The 16,971-nt window shown below is 35.3% G+C and carries 15 protein-coding genes and 1 pseudogene; all 16 read left to right on the top strand.

Features of this window, described 5'->3' with window-relative positions:
• Positions 1-14 precede the first annotated feature (14 nt).
• Positions 15-1,196: a serine protease HtrA gene (gene htrA, locus D8849_RS03880; protein ID WP_125386262.1), complete on the top strand. Its 1,182-nt coding sequence runs from the start codon at positions 15-17 to the stop codon at positions 1,194-1,196.
• Between the two features lie 57 nt (positions 1,197-1,253).
• Positions 1,254-2,012, top strand: a complete 759-nt coding sequence (locus D8849_RS03875) for a ParB/RepB/Spo0J family partition protein (protein ID WP_125386261.1) — start codon at positions 1,254-1,256, stop codon at positions 2,010-2,012.
• Between the two features lie 212 nt (positions 2,013-2,224).
• A complete protein-coding gene (dnaA, locus tag D8849_RS03870) occupies positions 2,225-3,586 on the top strand; it encodes a chromosomal replication initiator protein DnaA (protein ID WP_125386260.1) in 1,362 nt (453 codons plus the stop codon).
• Between the two features lie 158 nt (positions 3,587-3,744).
• Positions 3,745-4,881, top strand: a complete 1,137-nt coding sequence (dnaN, locus tag D8849_RS03865) for a DNA polymerase III subunit beta (RefSeq protein ID WP_049486822.1) — start codon at positions 3,745-3,747, stop codon at positions 4,879-4,881.
• 64 nt (positions 4,882-4,945) lie between these two features.
• Positions 4,946-5,140: a DUF951 domain-containing protein gene (locus tag D8849_RS03860; protein WP_000285186.1), complete on the top strand. Its 195-nt coding sequence runs from the start codon at positions 4,946-4,948 to the stop codon at positions 5,138-5,140.
• 235 nt (positions 5,141-5,375) lie between these two features.
• Positions 5,376-6,491: a redox-regulated ATPase YchF gene (gene ychF / locus D8849_RS03855; protein ID WP_004269823.1), complete on the top strand. Its 1,116-nt coding sequence runs from the start codon at positions 5,376-5,378 to the stop codon at positions 6,489-6,491.
• A gap of 72 nt (positions 6,492-6,563) precedes the next feature.
• Positions 6,564-7,133, top strand: a complete 570-nt coding sequence (pth, locus tag D8849_RS03850; RefSeq protein WP_000163936.1) for an aminoacyl-tRNA hydrolase — start codon at positions 6,564-6,566, stop codon at positions 7,131-7,133.
• Entirely contained in the window at positions 7,134-10,637 is a 3,504-nt protein-coding gene (mfd, locus tag D8849_RS03845; protein WP_125386259.1) for a transcription-repair coupling factor, read from the top strand. It abuts the gene before it with no gap.
• A 57-nt stretch (positions 10,638-10,694) separates the two neighbouring features.
• Entirely contained in the window at positions 10,695-10,961 is a 267-nt protein-coding gene (locus tag D8849_RS03840) for an RNA-binding S4 domain-containing protein (RefSeq protein ID WP_001234978.1), read from the top strand.
• Positions 10,954-11,322: a septum formation initiator family protein gene (locus tag D8849_RS03835; RefSeq protein WP_000041905.1), complete on the top strand. Its 369-nt coding sequence runs from the start codon at positions 10,954-10,956 to the stop codon at positions 11,320-11,322. Before D8849_RS03840 ends, D8849_RS03835 begins: the two co-directional genes overlap by 8 nt.
• 4 nt (positions 11,323-11,326) lie before the next feature.
• The gene (locus D8849_RS10620; protein WP_000429334.1) at positions 11,327-11,449 is read left to right on the top strand and encodes an SP_0009 family protein; all 123 of its coding nucleotides are present in this window, start codon (positions 11,327-11,329) and stop codon (positions 11,447-11,449) included.
• Entirely contained in the window at positions 11,442-12,710 is a 1,269-nt protein-coding gene (locus D8849_RS03830; protein WP_125386258.1) for a serine hydrolase, read from the top strand. Before D8849_RS10620 ends, D8849_RS03830 begins: the two co-directional genes overlap by 8 nt.
• Positions 12,707-13,984, top strand: a complete 1,278-nt coding sequence (gene tilS, locus D8849_RS03825) for a tRNA lysidine(34) synthetase TilS (RefSeq protein WP_125386257.1) — start codon at positions 12,707-12,709, stop codon at positions 13,982-13,984. Before D8849_RS03830 ends, tilS begins: the two co-directional genes overlap by 4 nt.
• 4 nt (positions 13,985-13,988) lie before the next feature.
• Positions 13,989-14,531, top strand: coding sequence for a hypoxanthine phosphoribosyltransferase (gene hpt, locus D8849_RS03820; RefSeq protein ID WP_125386256.1), 543 nt, complete (start codon positions 13,989-13,991; stop codon positions 14,529-14,531).
• A gap of 15 nt (positions 14,532-14,546) precedes the next feature.
• Positions 14,547-16,505 carry an ATP-dependent zinc metalloprotease FtsH gene (gene ftsH, locus D8849_RS03815; protein ID WP_004255254.1) on the top strand — a complete coding sequence of 653 codons (1,959 nt, stop codon included), beginning with the start codon at positions 14,547-14,549 and terminating at the stop codon, positions 16,503-16,505.
• 119 nt (positions 16,506-16,624) lie between these two features.
• Positions 16,625-16,936, top strand: a pseudogene (locus D8849_RS03810) (sigma-70 RNA polymerase sigma factor region 4 domain-containing protein); the annotation flags it as partial.
• Between the last annotated feature and the right edge of the window lie 35 nt (positions 16,937-16,971).

The raw sequence follows: 16,971 nt of genomic DNA, 5'->3' as shown, positions 1-16,971 counted from the left end.
ATATGGAGGCAAATATGAAACATCTCAAAACATTTTACAAAAAATGGTTTCAATTATTAGTCGTTATCGTCATTAGCTTTATTAGTGGAGCCTTGGGGAGTTTTTCAATAAACCAACTAACTCAGAAAAGTACTGTAAGTAACTCCAACAACAATAGTACTATTACACAGACTGCCTATAAGAACGAAAATTCAACAACACAGGCTGTTAACAAAGTAAAAGACGCTGTTGTTTCTGTTATTACTTATTCAGCTAACAGACAAAATAGCGTATTTGGCAATGATGATACAGATACAGATTCTCAGCAAATCTCTAGTGAAGGATCTGGGGTTATTTATAAAAAGAATGACAAAGAAGCTTATATTGTCACCAACAATCACGTTATAAATGGTGCCAGCAAAGTAGATATTCGTTTGTCAGATGGAACTAAGGTACCTGGAGAAATCGTCGGAGCTGACACTTTCTCTGATATTGCTGTCGTCAAAATATCTTCAGAAAAAGTGACAACAGTAGCGGAATTTGGTGATTCTAGTCAGTTAACCGTAGGAGAAACTGCTATTGCTATCGGTAGCCCGTTAGGTTCTGAATATGCTAATACTGTCACTCAAGGTATCATATCTAGTCTCAATCGAAATGTATCTTTAAAATCTGAAGATGGACAAGCCATTTCTACAAAAGCTATCCAAACTGATACTGCTATTAACCCAGGTAACTCTGGTGGCCCACTAATCAATATTCAAGGACAGGTTATCGGAATTACCTCAAGTAAAATTGCCACAAATGGAGGAACATCTGTAGAAGGTCTTGGTTTTGCAATCCCTGCAAATGATGCTATCAATATTATTGAACAGTTAGAAAAGAACGGAAAAGTGACTCGCCCTGCTTTGGGAATCCAAATGGTCAATCTCTCAAATATTAATACAAGTGATATTAGAAGACTGAATATTCCAAGCAATGTAACATCTGGTGTAGTTGTTCGTTCTGTACAAAGCAATATGCCTGCAAATGGTCACCTTGAAAAATACGATGTTATTACAAAAGTAGATGACAAAGACATCGCTTCATCAACAGACTTACAAAGTGCTCTTTACAATCATTCTATCGGAGACACCATTAAGATAACTTACTATCGTAACGGTAAAGAAGAAACTACATCTATTAAACTTGACAAGAGTTCAGGTGATTTAGAATCTTAATTGACATCTATGTAAAGAAAACTTTACATAAGAGAAAAGATATGTTAGTGTAGAATCATGGAAAAATTTGAAATGATTTCTATCACGGATATACAAAAAAATCCCTATCAACCTCGAAAAGAATTTGATAGAGAAAAACTAGATGAACTAGCACAGTCTATCAAAGAAAATGGGGTCATTCAACCGATTATTGTTCGTCAATCTCCTGTTATTGGTTATGAAATCCTTGCAGGAGAGAGACGCTATCGGGCTTCACTTTTAGCTGGTCTAACGTCTATCCCAGCTGTTGTTAAACAGCTTTCAGATCAAGAGATGATGGTCCAGTCCATCATTGAAAATTTACAGAGAGAAAATTTAAACCCAATAGAAGAAGCACGCGCCTATGAATCTCTTGTAGAGAAAGGATTTACTCATGCTGAAATTGCAGATAAAATGGGCAAGTCTCGTCCTTATATCAGCAACTCCATTCGTTTGCTTTCCTTACCAGAACAGATTATCTCAGAAGTAGAAAATGGCAAACTATCACAAGCTCATGCGCGTTCTCTAGTTGGGTTGAATAAGGAACAACAAGTCTATTTCTTTCAACGGATTATAGAGGAAGACATTTCTGTAAGGAAGTTAGAAGCTCTTCTGACAGAGAAAAAACAAAAGAGACAGCAAAAAAATGATCATTTCATACAAAATGAAGAAGAACTGTTAAAAAAACTACTCGGATTAGATGTAGAAATCAAATTGTCTAAAAAAGACAATGGAAAAATCATTATTTCTTTTTCAAATCAAGAAGAATACAGTAGAATTATTAACAGCCTGAAATAAGGCTGTTCTTTTATTTTCTTATCTCACAAGGTTATCCACTATTTTTTCCAATAAAAAGCTTAATAAATCAACAGTTTCTGATTTTATCCCCAACCTGTGGATAAAACTTGATAACATTGTGGATTATTTTTCACAGCTTGTGGAAAATTCTTACTATCTATGGTAAAATAAGTCTAGCATTAAACTTTTAAATAGTAAAGGAGGAGAAAGGATTGAAAGAAAAACAATTTTGGAATCGTATATTAGAATTTGCTCAAGAAAGACTGACTCGATCCATGTATGATTTCTATGCTATTCAAGCTGAACTCATCAAGGTAGAGGAAAATGTTGCCACTATATTTTTACCACGATCTGAAATGGAAATGGTCTGGGAAAAACAACTAAAAGATATTATTGTAGTTGCTGGATTTGAAATTTATGACGCTGAAATAACTCCCCACTATATTTTCATCAAACCTCAAGATACGACTATCTCACAAGCTGAAGAAGCTCCAAATTCAACTCTTTATGACTATAGTCCAAAGTTAGCATCTATTCCTTATTCGGATACTGGATTAAAAGAAAAGTATACCTTTGATAATTTTATTCAGGGGGATGGAAATGTCTGGGCAGTATCAGCAGCTTTGGCTGTCTCTGAAGATTTGGCCTTAACCTATAATCCTCTTTTTATCTATGGAGGACCTGGGCTTGGTAAGACTCACTTACTCAATGCCATTGGGAATGAGATTTTGAAAAATATTCCTGATGCGCGTGTTAAGTACATTCCTGCTGAAAGCTTTATCAACGACTTTCTTGAACATCTAAGACTGGGTGAAATGGAAAAGTTCAAAAAAACTTACCGTAGTCTTGATCTCTTGTTAATTGATGATATCCAATCGCTGAGTGGAAAAAAAGTTGCAACTCAAGAAGAATTTTTCAATACTTTCAATGTTCTCCATAGCAATCAAAAACAAATTGTTCTGACTAGTGATCGTAGTCCTAAACACTTAGAAGGCCTTGAAGAACGGCTTGTCACGCGCTTTAGCTGGGGCTTGACGCAAAACATCACACCACCTGACTTTGAAACACGTATTGCCATTTTACAAAGTAAAACAGAGCATTTAGACTACAATTTCCAAAGTGATACCCTAGAATACCTAGCTGGGCAATTTGATTCAAACGTCCGAGAACTTGAAGGAGCAATCAACGACATCACTTTAATTGCCAGAGTAAAAAAAATCAAGGATATCACTATCGATATCGCTGCAGAGGCTATTCGAGCACGTAAACAAGATGTTAGCCAAATGCTCGTCATCCCAATTGATAAAATCCAAAATGAAGTTGGTAACTTTTATGGTGTCAGCGTCAAAGAAATGAAGGGAAGTAGACGCCTTCAAAATATTGTGTTAGCCCGTCAAGTAGCCATGTATTTATCTAGAGAACTAACAGATAATAGTCTTCCAAAAATTGGGAAGGAATTTGGTGGAAAAGACCATACAACAGTTATTCATGCCCATGCCAAAATTAAATCTTTGATTGATGAAGACGATAATTTACGTTTAGAAATTGAATCAATCAAAAAGAAAATCAAATAACTTGTGGATAACTTTTACTTTATTATCTTTTTTATCCACATTTTTTAAACAAGCCAAAAAACTTGATATGACTTGTTTAAAGTCTGTTTTCCACAGATTTCACAGACTCTATTATTACTATTATCCTTCTAATACTAAAAATAAATAAAGGAGAATCCATGATTCATTTTTCAATTAATAAAAATTTATTTCTACAAGCATTAAATACAACTAAGAGAGCTATTAGTTCTAAAAATGCCATTCCTATTTTATCAACTGTAAAAATTGACGTGACCAATGAAGGTGTTACTTTAATTGGTTCAAATGGTCAAATTTCAATTGAAAATTTTATTTCTCAAAAAAATGAAGATGCTGGTTTATTAATTACTTCTTTAGGTTCGATCCTTCTTGAAGCTTCTTTCTTTATCAATGTGGTATCTAGTCTACCTGATGTGACTCTTGATTTTAAAGAAATTGAACAAAATCAAATTGTTTTAACTAGCGGCAAATCAGAAATTACCCTAAAAGGAAAAGATAGCGAACAATATCCACGAATCCAAGAAATTTCAGCAAGCACTCCTTTGGTTCTTGAAACAAAATTACTCAAGAAAATTATCAATGAAACAGCCTTTGCTGCAAGTACACAAGAGAGTCGTCCAATTTTAACAGGTGTTCATTTTGTATTAAGTCAACACAAGGAGCTAAAAACAGTGGCAACAGACTCTCATCGTCTAAGCCAGAAAAAATTAACGCTTGAGAAAAATAGTGATGATTTTGATGTTGTCATTCCTAGCCGTTCTCTACGCGAATTTTCAGCAGTATTTACAGATGATATTGAAACTGTAGAGATTTTCTTTGCCAATAACCAAATCCTCTTTAGAAGCGAAAATATTAGCTTCTATACTCGTTTGTTAGAAGGTAACTATCCTGATACAGATCGTTTGATTCCAACGGACTTTAATACTACTATTACTTTTGATGTTGTAAACTTACGCCAGTCAATGGAACGTGCTCGTCTTTTATCAAGTGCTACTCAAAATGGTACTGTGAAACTTGAAATTAAAGATGGGGTTGTTAGCGCCCATGTTCACTCTCCAGAAGTTGGTAAAGTAAACGAAGAAATCGATACTGATCAAGTGACTGGTGAAGATTTGACTATTAGTTTCAACCCAACTTACTTGATTGATTCACTCAAGGCTTTAAATAGCGAAAAGGTGACTATTAGCTTTATCTCAGCTGTTCGTCCATTTACTCTTGTGCCAGCTGATACTGAAGAGGACTTCATGCAACTTATCACCCCAGTTCGTACAAATTAAGTGAAAGAGGTTGAGCCTAGCTCGCCTCTTTTATGATATAATCGAAAAAGAAAAGGAGAGTAGTATGTATCAAGTTGGAAATTTTGTTGAGATGAAAAAACCACATGCTTGTACCATCAAGTCAACTGGTAAAAAAGCAAATCGTTGGGAAATTACCCGTGTTGGAGCAGATATCAAGATAAAATGCAGTAATTGTGACCATGTTGTCATGATGGGGCGCTATGATTTTGATCGAAAAATGAATAAAATTATTGACTGATACTCAATGAAAATCAAAGAGCAAACTAGGAAACTAGCCGCAGGTTGCTCAAAACACTGTTTTGAGGTTGCAGATAGAACTGACGAAGTCAGTAATATCTATACGGCAAGGCGACGTTGACGTGGTTTGAAGAGATTTTCGAAGAGTATGAGAACCCTTAGTTAGAGGGTTAGCAAGTTTTCCCTTTTTGTGTTATAATATTAGGGATTGAAATGAAAACGGAGAATGAGAAAGTATGGCTTTAACAGCAGGTATCGTTGGTTTGCCAAACGTTGGTAAATCAACACTATTTAATGCAATTACAAAAGCAGGAGCAGAGGCAGCAAACTACCCATTTGCGACGATTGATCCAAACGTTGGAATGGTAGAAGTTCCAGATGAACGCCTCCAAAAACTAACTGAAATGATTACTCCTAAAAAGACAGTTCCAACAACTTTTGAATTTACAGATATTGCAGGGATTGTAAAAGGAGCTTCAAAAGGAGAAGGACTAGGAAATAAATTCTTGGCCAATATCCGTGAAGTAGATGCGATTGTTCATGTAGTTCGTGCTTTTGATGATGAAAATGTCATGCGTGAGCAAGGACGTGAAGATGCCTTTGTAGATCCACTTGCAGATATTGATACTATTAACCTAGAGTTGATTCTTGCTGACTTAGAATCAGTTAATAAGCGTTATGCGCGTGTAGAAAAGATGGCACGTACGCAAAAAGATAAAGAATCAGTAGCTGAGTTTAATGTTCTTCAAAAGATTAAACCAGTCCTTGAAGATGGGAAATCAGCTCGTACAATCGAGTTTACAGATGAAGAACAAAAAGTTGTCAAAGGTCTCTTCCTTTTGACGACTAAACCAGTGCTCTATGTTGCTAATGTGGACGAGGATGTGGTTTCAGAACCTGACTCTATCGACTATGTTAAACAAATTCGTGAATTTGCAGCGACAGAAAATGCTGAAGTAGTCGTTATTTCTGCGCGTGCTGAGGAAGAAATTTCTGAGTTAGACGATGAAGATAAGCAAGAGTTTCTTGAAGCACTTGGGTTGACAGAATCAGGCGTTGACAAGTTGACTCGTGCTGCTTACCATTTGCTTGGATTGGGAACTTACTTCACAGCTGGTGAAAAAGAAGTTCGCGCTTGGACCTTCAAACGTGGTATGAAGGCTCCTCAAGCAGCTGGAATTATCCACTCAGACTTTGAAAAAGGATTTATTCGTGCAGTAACCATGTCATATGAGGATCTAGTGAAATACGGATCTGAAAAGGCCGTAAAAGAAGCTGGACGTTTGCGTGAAGAAGGAAAAGAATATATCGTTCAAGATGGCGATATCATGGAATTCCGCTTTAATGTCTAAGAAATTTAATAAATAGTGTCAATTAGGTTGGAAAAAAATTCCAACCCTTTTGGCTTTTGAAAGGAAAAATAAATGACCAAATTACTTGTAGGATTAGGAAATCCAGGGGATAAATATTTTGAAACAAAACACAATGTTGGTTTTATGTTGATTGACCAACTAGCGAAGAAACAGAATGTCACTTTTACACATGATAAGATATTTCAAGCTGATCTAGCATCATTTTTCCTAAATGGAGAAAAAATTTATCTTGTCAAACCAACGACATTTATGAATGAAAGTGGAAAAGCGGTTCATGCTTTATTGACTTATTATGGTTTGGATATTGAAGATTTACTCATCATTTACGATGATCTTGACATGGAAGTTGGAAAGATTCGTTTAAGAGCAAAAGGTTCAGCAGGTGGTCATAACGGTATCAAGTCTATTATTCAACATATTGGAACCCAAACCTTTAATCGTGTTAAGATTGGAATTGGAAGACCTAAAAATGGAATGTCAGTTGTTCACCATGTTTTGAGTACCTTTGACAAGGATGATTATATTGGTATTTTACAATCCATTGACAAAGTTGACGATTCTGTAAACTACTATTTACAAGAGAAAAACTTTGAAAAAACGATGCAGAGGTATAACGGATAAATGGTGACCTTATTAGATTTATTCTCAGAAAATGATCAGATAAAAAAATGGCATCAAAATCTGACAGATAAGAAAAGACAACTAATACTTGGTTTATCAACGTCTACTAAGGCTCTTGCAATTGCAAGCAGTCTAGAAAAAGAAGATAAGATTGTGTTATTGACGTCAACTTATGGAGAAGCAGAAGGACTTGTTAGTGATCTTATATCTGTCTTGGGTGAGGAACTTGTCTATCCATTTTTGGTAGATGACTCCCCTATGGTCGAGTTTTTGATGTCTTCACAAGAAAAAATCATTTCACGGGTTGAAGCCTTGCGTTTTTTGACTGATTCATCTAAGAGAGGAATTTTAGTTTGTAATATCGCAGCAAGCCGATTGATTTTACCGTCTCCAAATGTATTCAAAAATAGTATTGTAAAAATCTCAGTTGGTGAAGAATATGATCAACACGCGCTTATCCATCAGTTAAAGGAAATTGGCTATCGAAAAGTTACACAAGTACAAACTCAAGGCGAATTTAGTCTGCGAGGAGATATTTTAGATATTTTTGAAATATCCCAGTTAGAACCTTTCCGAATAGAGTTTTTTGGTGATGAAATTGATGGTATCAGGTCATTTGAAGTCGAAACACAATTATCGAAAGAAAATCAGACAGAACTCACTATCTTTCCAGCTAGTGATATGCTTTTGAGAGAAAAGGATTATCAACGAGGTCAGTCAGCTTTAGAAAAACAAATTTCAAAAACGTTATCACCGATTTTGAAATCCTATCTAGAAGAAATTCTTTCAAGTTTTCACCAAAAACAAATACATTCAGATTCACGGAAGTTTTTATCTTTGTGCTATGAAAAGACATGGACTGTCTTTGATTATATTGAAAAAGACATACCAATATTCTTTGATGATTATCAAAAATTAATGAATCAGTATGAAGTATTTGAAAGAGAATTAGCACAATACTTTACAGAAGAATTACAGAACAGTAAAGCATTTTCTGAGATGCAGTATTTTGCTGATACAGAGCAAATCTATAAAAAACAGAGTCCGGTTACCTTTTTCTCTAATCTACAAAAGGGTTTAGGAAATCTCAAGTTTGATCAAATTTATCAATTTAATCAATATCCTATGCAGGAGTTTTTCAATCAATTTTCTTTTCTAAAAGAAGAAATTGAGCGATACAAAAAAATGGATTATACTATCATTCTGCAGTCTAGCAATTCAATGGGAAGTAAAACATTGGAGGATGTTTTAGAGGAATATCAGATTAAATTGGATTCCAGAAATAAGTCAAGTATTTGTAAAGAATCTGTAAACTTAATCGAGGGTAATCTCAGACATGGTTTTCATTTTGTAGATGAAAAGATTTTATTGATAACTGAACATGAGATTTTTCAAAAGAAATTGAAACGTCGTTTTCGAAGACAACATGTTTCAAACGCAGAGAGATTAAAAGATTACAATGAACTTGAAAAAGGAGATTACGTTGTTCACCATATCCATGGAATTGGTCAATATCTAGGGATCGAAACAATTGAAATCAAAGGGATTCACCGTGATTATGTTAGTGTTCAATACCAAAACGGGGATCAAATCTCTATCCCAGTGGAACAGATTCATCTACTTTCCAAATACGTTTCAAGTGACGGTAAAGCACCTAAACTCAATAAATTAAATGATGGTCATTTCAAAAAAGCAAAGCAAAAAGTTAAGAACCAGGTAGAGGATATAGCTGACGATTTAATCAAACTTTATTCTGAACGCAGCCAGTTGAAGGGTTTTGCTTTCTCAGCTGATGATGAGGATCAACATGCTTTTGATGATGCCTTCCCTTATGTTGAAACGGATGATCAACTTCGTAGTGTTGAGGAAATCAAGAGAGATATGCAGGCTTCTCAACCAATGGATCGACTTTTAGTTGGGGATGTTGGTTTTGGAAAGACTGAAGTTGCTATGCGTGCAGCCTTTAAGGCAGTCAATGATCACAAACAGGTTGTTGTTCTAGTTCCGACGACGGTTTTAGCGCAACAGCACTATACCAATTTTAAGGAACGATTCCAAAATTTTGCAGTTAATATTGATGTGTTGAGTCGCTTTAGAAGTAAAAAAGAGCAGACTGAAACACTTGAAAAATTGAAAAACGGTCAAGTTGATATTTTGATTGGAACACATCGTGTTTTGTCAAAAGATGTTGTATTTGCTGATTTGGGCTTGATGATTATTGATGAGGAACAGCGATTTGGTGTCAAGCATAAGGAAACCTTGAAAGAACTGAAAAAACAAGTAGATGTCCTGACTTTGACAGCAACGCCAATTCCTCGTACCCTTCACATGTCTATGCTGGGAATCAGAGATTTGTCTGTTATTGAAACTCCGCCGACTAATCGTTATCCAGTGCAAACCTATGTTTTGGAAAAGAATGATAGTGTGATTCGTGATGCGGTCTTGTGTGAAATGGAGCGTGGAGGTCAAGTTTACTATCTTTACAATAAAGTTGACACGATTGACCAGAAGGTTTCCGAATTACAGGAGTTGATTCCAGAGGCTTCGATTGGGTATGTTCATGGGCAAATGAGTGAGATTCAGTTAGAAAATACTCTACTGGATTTCATTGAAGGTCAGTATGATATTTTGGTGACAACTACCATTATTGAGACAGGGGTGGACATTCCAAATGCCAATACTTTATTTATTGAAAATGCGGACCATATGGGCTTGTCAACCTTGTATCAGTTAAGAGGAAGAGTCGGTCGTAGTAATCGTATTGCTTATGCCTATCTCATGTATCGTCCAGAAAAATCAATCAGTGAAGTCTCCGAGAAGAGATTAGAAGCGATTAAAGGATTTACAGAATTGGGCTCTGGATTTAAGATTGCAATGCGAGATCTTTCGATTCGCGGAGCAGGAAATCTTTTAGGAAAATCCCAGTCTGGTTTCATTGATTCTGTTGGTTTTGAATTGTATTCGCAGTTACTAGAGGAAGCTATTGCTAAACGACATGGTAATGGGAACACAAGGACCAAAGGAAATGCTGAATTGATTTTACAAATTGATGCCTATCTTCCTGATACTTATATTTCTGATCAACGACATAAGATTGAAATTTACAAGAAAATTCGTCAAATTGACAATCGTGTCAACTACGAAGAATTACAAGAAGAGTTGATGGACCGATTTGGAGAGTACCCAGACGTGGTAGCCTATCTTTTAGAGATTGGTTTGGTTAAGTCTTATCTTGATAAGGTCTTTGTTCAACGTGTGGAACGAAAAGAAAATAAGATTACAGTTCAATTTGAAAAAATTACTCAGCGACTGTTCTTGGCTCAAGATTATTTTAAAGCTTTATCCGCAACGAACTTAAAAGCAGCCATAACTGAGAATAAGGGATTAATGGAAGTTGTGTTTGATATCCGAAACAAGAAGGACTATGAAATTTTAGAAGGTCTGCTCATTTTTGGAGAAAGTTTATTAGAGATAAAAGTGTCGAAAGAAGGCAATTCTCTTTAACATTTTTCTTCTATAAAATGGAGAAAAATGGTACAATAATAATTTGAGGTAATAAAAATGAGATTAGATAAATATTTAAAAGTATCAAGAATTATCAAGCGTCGTACAGTCGCAAAAGAAGTAGCAGATAAAGGCAGAATCAAGGTAAATGGAATCTTGGCCAAAAGTTCAACGGATTTGAAAGTTAATGACCAAGTTGAAATTCGCTTTGGCAATAAGTTGCTACTTGTAAAAGTACTGGAGATGAAAGATAGTACAAAAAAAGAAGATGCAGCAGGCATGTATGAAATTATCAGTGAAACACGGGTAGAAGAAAATGTCTAAAAATATCGTACAATTGAATAATTCTTTTATTCAAAATGAACACCAACGTCGTCGCTATCTGATGAAGGAACGACAAAAACGTAATCGTTTCATGGGTTGGGTTCTTATTTTGATGATTTTATTGTTCATTTTACCAACTTATAATCTTGCTCAAAGTTATCACCAATTACTCCAAAGACGTCAACAGTTATCAGACTTGCAAACTCAGTATCAAACCTTGAGTGAGGAAAAGGAGAAAGAGACAGCTTTTGCAACAAAGTTGAAAGATGAAGATTACGCTGCTAAATACATGCGTGCAAAATATTATTATTCTAAGAATCGGGAAGCTGTTTATACGATTCCTGACTTGCTTCCAAGGTGATAAAATGGAAAATTTATTAGACGTAATTGAGCAATTTTTGAGTCTATCGGATGAAAAACTAGAAGAGTTGGCTGATAAAAATCAATTATTGCGTTTACAAGAAGAAAAGGAAAGGAAGAATGCGTAAATTCTTAATTATTTTGTTGTTACCGAGTTTTTTGACCATTTCAAAAGTCGTTAGCACAGAAAAAGAAGTTGTATATACTTCGAAAGAAATTTATTACCTTTCACAATCTGACTTTGGTATTTATTTTAGAGAAAAATTAAGTTCTCCCATGGTTTATGGAGAGGTTCCTGTTTATGCGAATGAAGATTTAGTAGTGGAATCTGGAAAATTGACTCCAAAAACAAGTTTTCAAATAACCGAGTGGCGTTTAAATAAACAAGGAATTCCGGTATTTAAGCTATCAAATCATCAATTTATAGCTGCGGACAAACGATTTTTATATGATCAATCAGAGGTAACTACAACAATAAAAAAAGTATGGTTAGAATCTGATTTTAAACTGTATAACAGTCCTTATGATTTAAAAGAAGTGAAATCATCCTTATCAGCTTATTCGCAAGTTTCAATTGATAAGACCATGTTTGTAGAAGGGAAAGAATTTCTACATATTGATCAGGCTGGATGGGTAGCTAAAGAATCAACTTCTGAAGATGATAATCGGATGAGTAAAGTCCAAGAAATGTTATCGGAAAAATATCAGAAGGATTCATTTTCTATTTATGTTAAGCAACTGACTACTGGAAAAGAAGCTGGTATCAATCAAGATGACAAGATGTATGCAGCTAGCATTTTAAAATTACCTTATCTCTACTATACGCAAGAAAAAATAAATGAGGGTCTTTATCAGTTAGACACGACTGTAAAATACGTATCAGCAGTCAATGATTTTCCAGGTTCTTATAAACCAGAGGGAAGTGGTAGTCTCCCTAAAAAAGAGGATAATAAAGAGTATTCTATAAAGGACTTAATCACAAAAGTATCTAAAGAATCGGATAATGTAGCTCATAATCTATTGGGATATTACATTTCAAATCAATCTGATGCTATATTCAAATCCAAGACGTCTGCTATTATGGGAGATGATTGGGATCCAAAAGAAAAATTGATTTCTTCTAAAATGGCTGGGAAAGTCATGGAAGCTATTTATAACCAAAATGGACTTGTATTGGATTCTTTGACTAAAACAGATTTTGATAATGAGAGAATTGCCAAAGGTGTTTCTGTTAAAGTAGCTCATAAAATTGGAGATGCGGATGAATTTAAGCATGATACGGGCGTTATCTATGCAGATTCTCCATTTGTTATTTCTATTTTCACTAAGAATTCTGATTATGATACGATTTCTCAGATAGCCAAGGACGTTTATGAGGTTCTAAAATGAGGGAACAAGATTTTTTAAATCATTTTCTCAAGAGAGAATATTTTAAAAAACATACTAAGGTGGTGCTAGCTCTTTCTGGTGGATTAGATTCTATGTTTCTATTCAAGGTATTGTCTACTTATCAAGAAGAGTTGGAAATTGAATTGATTTTAGCTCATGTTAATCATAAGCAGAGAATTGAATCAGATTGGGAAGAAAAGGAATTAAGGAAGTTGGCTGCTGAAGCAGAGCTTCCTATTTATATCAGCAATTTTTCAGGAGAATTTTCAGAAGCGCGTGCTCGACATTTTCGTTATGATTTTTTTCAAGAGGTCATGAAAAAGACAGGTGCGACAGCTTTAGTCACTGCCCACCATGCTGATGATCAGGTGGAAACGATTTTGATGCGTTTGATTCGAGGTACTCGTTTGCGCTATCTATCAGGAATTAAGGAGAAGCAAGTAGTAGGAGAGATAGAAATCATTCGGCCCTTCTTGCATTTTCAGAAAAAAGACTTTCCACCAATTTTCCACTTTGAAGATATATCAAATCAGGAAAATCATTATTTTCGCAATCGTATTCGAAATTCTTATTTACCAGAATTAGAAAAAGAAAATCCTCGATTTAGATATGCAATCTTAAGCATCGGCAATGAAATTTTAGATTATGACTTAGCTATAGCTGAATTATCAAAGAATATTGATGTAGAGAATTTAGATCAGCTATTGTCTTACTCTGAGTCGACACAAAGAGTTTTACTTCAAACTTATCTGAATCGTTTTCCAGATTTGAATCTTACAAAAGCTCAGTTTGAAGAAGTTCGGCAGATTTTAAAAACTAAAAGCCAGTATCGTCATCCGCTAAAAAATGGTTATGAATTGATAAAAGAGTACCAATGGTTTAAGATTTGTAAAATCAGTCCTCAGTCTGATGAAAAGGAAGATGAACTTGTGTTACACTATCAAAATCAGGTATCTTACCAAGGTTATTTATTTTCCTTTGGACTTCCTTTAGAAGGTGAATTCATTCAGCAGGTACCTATTTCACGGGAAACATCAATACACATTCGTCATCGAAAAACAGGAGATTTTTTGATTCAAAATGGGCATAGAAAAAAACTCAGACGTCTATTTATTGATTTGAAAATCCCTATGGAAAAGCGAAAATCAGCTCTGATTATTGAGCAATTTGGTGAAATTGTCTCAATTTTGGGAATTGCGACCAGTAATTTGAGTAAAAACACGAAAAATGATATAATGAACACTGTACTTTATATAGAAAAAATAGATAGGTAAAAAAATGTTAGAAAACGATATTAAAAAAATCCTTGTTTCACACGATGAAATTACAGAAGCTGCTAAAAAATTAGGTGATCAACTCACTAAAGACTATGCAGGAAAAAATCCAATTTTAGTTGGGATTTTAAAAGGATCTATCCCTTTTATGGCTGAATTGGTTAAACATATTGATACACATATTGAAATGGACTTTATGATGGTTTCTAGCTATCATGGTGGAACAGCAAGTAGTGGTGTCATCAATATCAAGCAAGATGTAACTCAAGATATTAAAGGAAGACATGTTCTATTTGTAGAGGACATCATTGATACAGGTCAAACTTTGAAGAATTTGCGAGATATGTTTATTGCAAGAGATGCAGCTTCTGTTAAGATTGCAACATTATTGGATAAACCAGAGGGACGTGTTGTAGAAATTGAGGCAGACTATACTTGCTTTACTATTCCAAATGAGTTTGTAGTAGGTTATGGCTTAGACTACAAAGAAAATTATCGTAACCTTCCTTATGTTGGAGTATTGAAAGAAGAAGTGTATTCAAATTAGAAAGAACAATTTTTAATGAAAAAACAAAATAATGGTTTAATTAAAAATCCTTTTCTATGGTTATTACTTATTTTTTTCCTAGTTACAGCTTACCAGTATTTTAGTACAGGTAGTGTTGCAGGGAAAAGTGAGCAAATTAATTATACAGAATTGGTAAAAGAAATTACCGATGACAATGTAAAAGAATTGACTTACCAACCAAATGGCAGTGTTATCGAGGTTTCAGGTGTTTATAAAAATCCTAAAACAAGTAAAGAAGAAACAGGCATTCAATTCTTTTCTCCTTCTGCTACAACAGTAGAGAAATTTTCAAGTATTATTCTTCCTTCAGATACTACAGTATCAGAATTACAAAAGCTTGCTTCTGACCATAAAGCGGAAGTAACTATTAAGCATGAAAGTTCAAGTGGTATGTGGATTAATATTCTTGTATCCATTGTGCCATTCGGTATTCTTTTCTTCTTCCTATTTTCTATGATGGGAAATATGGGAGGAAATAATAGCCGTAACCCAATGAGTTTTGGACGTAGTAAGGCTAAAGCTGCAAATAAAGAAGATATTAAAGTAAGATTTTCAGATGTTGCTGGAGCTGAGGAAGAAAAACAAGAACTAGTTGAAGTTGTTGAATTCTTAAAAGATCCAAAACGATTTACAAAACTTGGAGCCCGTATTCCAGCAGGTGTCCTTCTAGAGGGACCTCCGGGAACAGGTAAGACTTTGCTTGCTAAAGCAGTCGCCGGAGAAGCAGGTGTTCCATTCTTTAGTATTTCAGGTTCTGACTTTGTAGAAATGTTTGTCGGGGTTGGAGCTAGTCGTGTTCGTTCTCTTTTTGAAGATGCCAAAAAAGCAGCACCAGCTATTATCTTTATCGATGAAATTGATGCTGTTGGACGTCAACGTGGAGTTGGTCTTGGCGGAGGAAATGACGAACGTGAACAAACCTTGAACCAACTTTTGATTGAGATGGACGGTTTTGAGGGAAATGAAGGAATTATTGTCATCGCTGCGACAAACCGTTCAGATGTACTTGACCCTGCCCTTTTGCGTCCAGGACGTTTTGATAGAAAAGTATTGGTTGGTCGCCCTGATGTTAAAGGTCGTGAAGCAATCTTGAAAGTTCATGCTAAGAACAAGCCTTTAGCAGAAGATGTAGATTTGAAATTAGTTGCCCAACAAACTCCAGGTTTTGTTGGTGCTGATTTAGAGAATGTATTGAATGAAGCTGCTTTAGTTGCTGCTCGTCGCAATAAATCGATAATTGATGCCTCAGATATTGATGAAGCAGAAGATAGAGTTATTGCTGGTCCTTCTAAGAAAGATAAGACAGTTTCACAAAAAGAACGTGAATTGGTTGCCTACCATGAGGCTGGACATACCATTGTTGGTCTAGTCTTATCGAATGCCCGTGTTGTTCATAAAGTTACTATCGTACCACGAGGCCGTGCAGGCGGTTATATGATTGCACTTCCTAAGGAAGACCAAATGCTTCTTTCCAAAGAAGATATGAAAGAGCAATTGGCTGGTTTAATGGGTGGCCGTGTAGCTGAAGAAATTATCTTCAATGTCCAAACTACAGGAGCTTCAAACGACTTTGAACAAGCGACACAAATGGCGCGTGCAATGGTTACAGAGTACGGTATGAGTGAAAAACTTGGCCCAGTACAATATGAAGGAAACCATGCTATGTTTGGTGCACAGAGTCCTCAAAAATCAATTTCAGAACAAACAGCTTATGAAATTGATGAAGAGGTTCGTTCATTATTGAATGAAGCACGAAATAAAGCTGCTGAAATTATTCAGTCAAATCGTGAAACTCACAAGTTGATTGCAGAAGCATTATTGAAATACGAAACATTGGATAGTACACAAATTAAATCTCTTTACGAAACAGGAAAGATGCCTGAAACCGTAGAAGAGGAATCTCATGCATTATCTTATGATGAAGTAAAGTCAAAAATGAATGATGAAAAATAACCCTGAGAGAGGCAAGACCTCTCTTTTTTGTGCAGTTGAGGCGTTAAATGGGAGAGAATAGGTGAATGGCACCGATTAGCTTCATTATTTGTTAGACTGTATCTAGAAAGGGGGACGTTATGTTTAAAGAATTGTATAAAGAAGTCCAGGGAATTGTGTACAAGTGTAGAAATGAATATTACCTTCATTTATGGGAGTTATCTGATTGGGACCAAGAGGGAATGATTTGCTTACATGAATTGATCAGTAGAGAAGAAGAGTTGGCAGAAGATATTCCTCGTTTAAGGAAATATTTTAAGACAAAGTTTCGGAATCGGATCCTAGACTATATCCGTAAGCAGGAAAGTCAAAAACGAAGATATGATAAAGAACCCTATGAAGAAGTGGGTGAGATCAGTCATCGTATCAGTGAGGGCGGTCTGTGGCTAGATGTCGTATCAGTGAGGGCGGTCTGTGGCTAGATGAT

This window comes from Streptococcus mitis (genome assembly GCF_003942765.1).
Classification (GTDB): Bacteria; Bacillota; Bacilli; order Lactobacillales; family Streptococcaceae; genus Streptococcus; species Streptococcus mitis_BE.
The sequence above is the reverse complement of the archived record's forward strand: the minus strand, read 5'-3'. Positions and strand labels throughout refer to the sequence as shown.

Coding starts and splice junctions, on each gene's coding strand:
- htrA (WP_125386262.1), top strand. CDS start 15: ATGAAACATCTCAAAACATTTTACAAAAAATGGTTTCAATTATTAGTC.
- D8849_RS03835 (WP_000041905.1), top strand. CDS start 10,954: ATGTCTAAAAATATCGTACAATTGAATAATTCTTTTATTCAAAATGAA.
- pth (WP_000163936.1), top strand. CDS start 6,564: ATGACCAAATTACTTGTAGGATTAGGAAATCCAGGGGATAAATATTTT.
- ychF (WP_004269823.1), top strand. CDS start 5,376: ATGGCTTTAACAGCAGGTATCGTTGGTTTGCCAAACGTTGGTAAATCA.
- mfd (WP_125386259.1), top strand. CDS start 7,134: ATGGTGACCTTATTAGATTTATTCTCAGAAAATGATCAGATAAAAAAA.
- D8849_RS03875 (WP_125386261.1), top strand. CDS start 1,254: ATGGAAAAATTTGAAATGATTTCTATCACGGATATACAAAAAAATCCC.
- dnaN (WP_049486822.1), top strand. CDS start 3,745: ATGATTCATTTTTCAATTAATAAAAATTTATTTCTACAAGCATTAAAT.
- D8849_RS10620 (WP_000429334.1), top strand. CDS start 11,327: ATGGAAAATTTATTAGACGTAATTGAGCAATTTTTGAGTCTATCGGAT.
- D8849_RS03860 (WP_000285186.1), top strand. CDS start 4,946: ATGTATCAAGTTGGAAATTTTGTTGAGATGAAAAAACCACATGCTTGT.
- ftsH (WP_004255254.1), top strand. CDS start 14,547: ATGAAAAAACAAAATAATGGTTTAATTAAAAATCCTTTTCTATGGTTA.
- hpt (WP_125386256.1), top strand. CDS start 13,989: ATGTTAGAAAACGATATTAAAAAAATCCTTGTTTCACACGATGAAATT.
- D8849_RS03840 (WP_001234978.1), top strand. CDS start 10,695: ATGAGATTAGATAAATATTTAAAAGTATCAAGAATTATCAAGCGTCGT.
- D8849_RS03830 (WP_125386258.1), top strand. CDS start 11,442: ATGCGTAAATTCTTAATTATTTTGTTGTTACCGAGTTTTTTGACCATT.
- tilS (WP_125386257.1), top strand. CDS start 12,707: ATGAGGGAACAAGATTTTTTAAATCATTTTCTCAAGAGAGAATATTTT.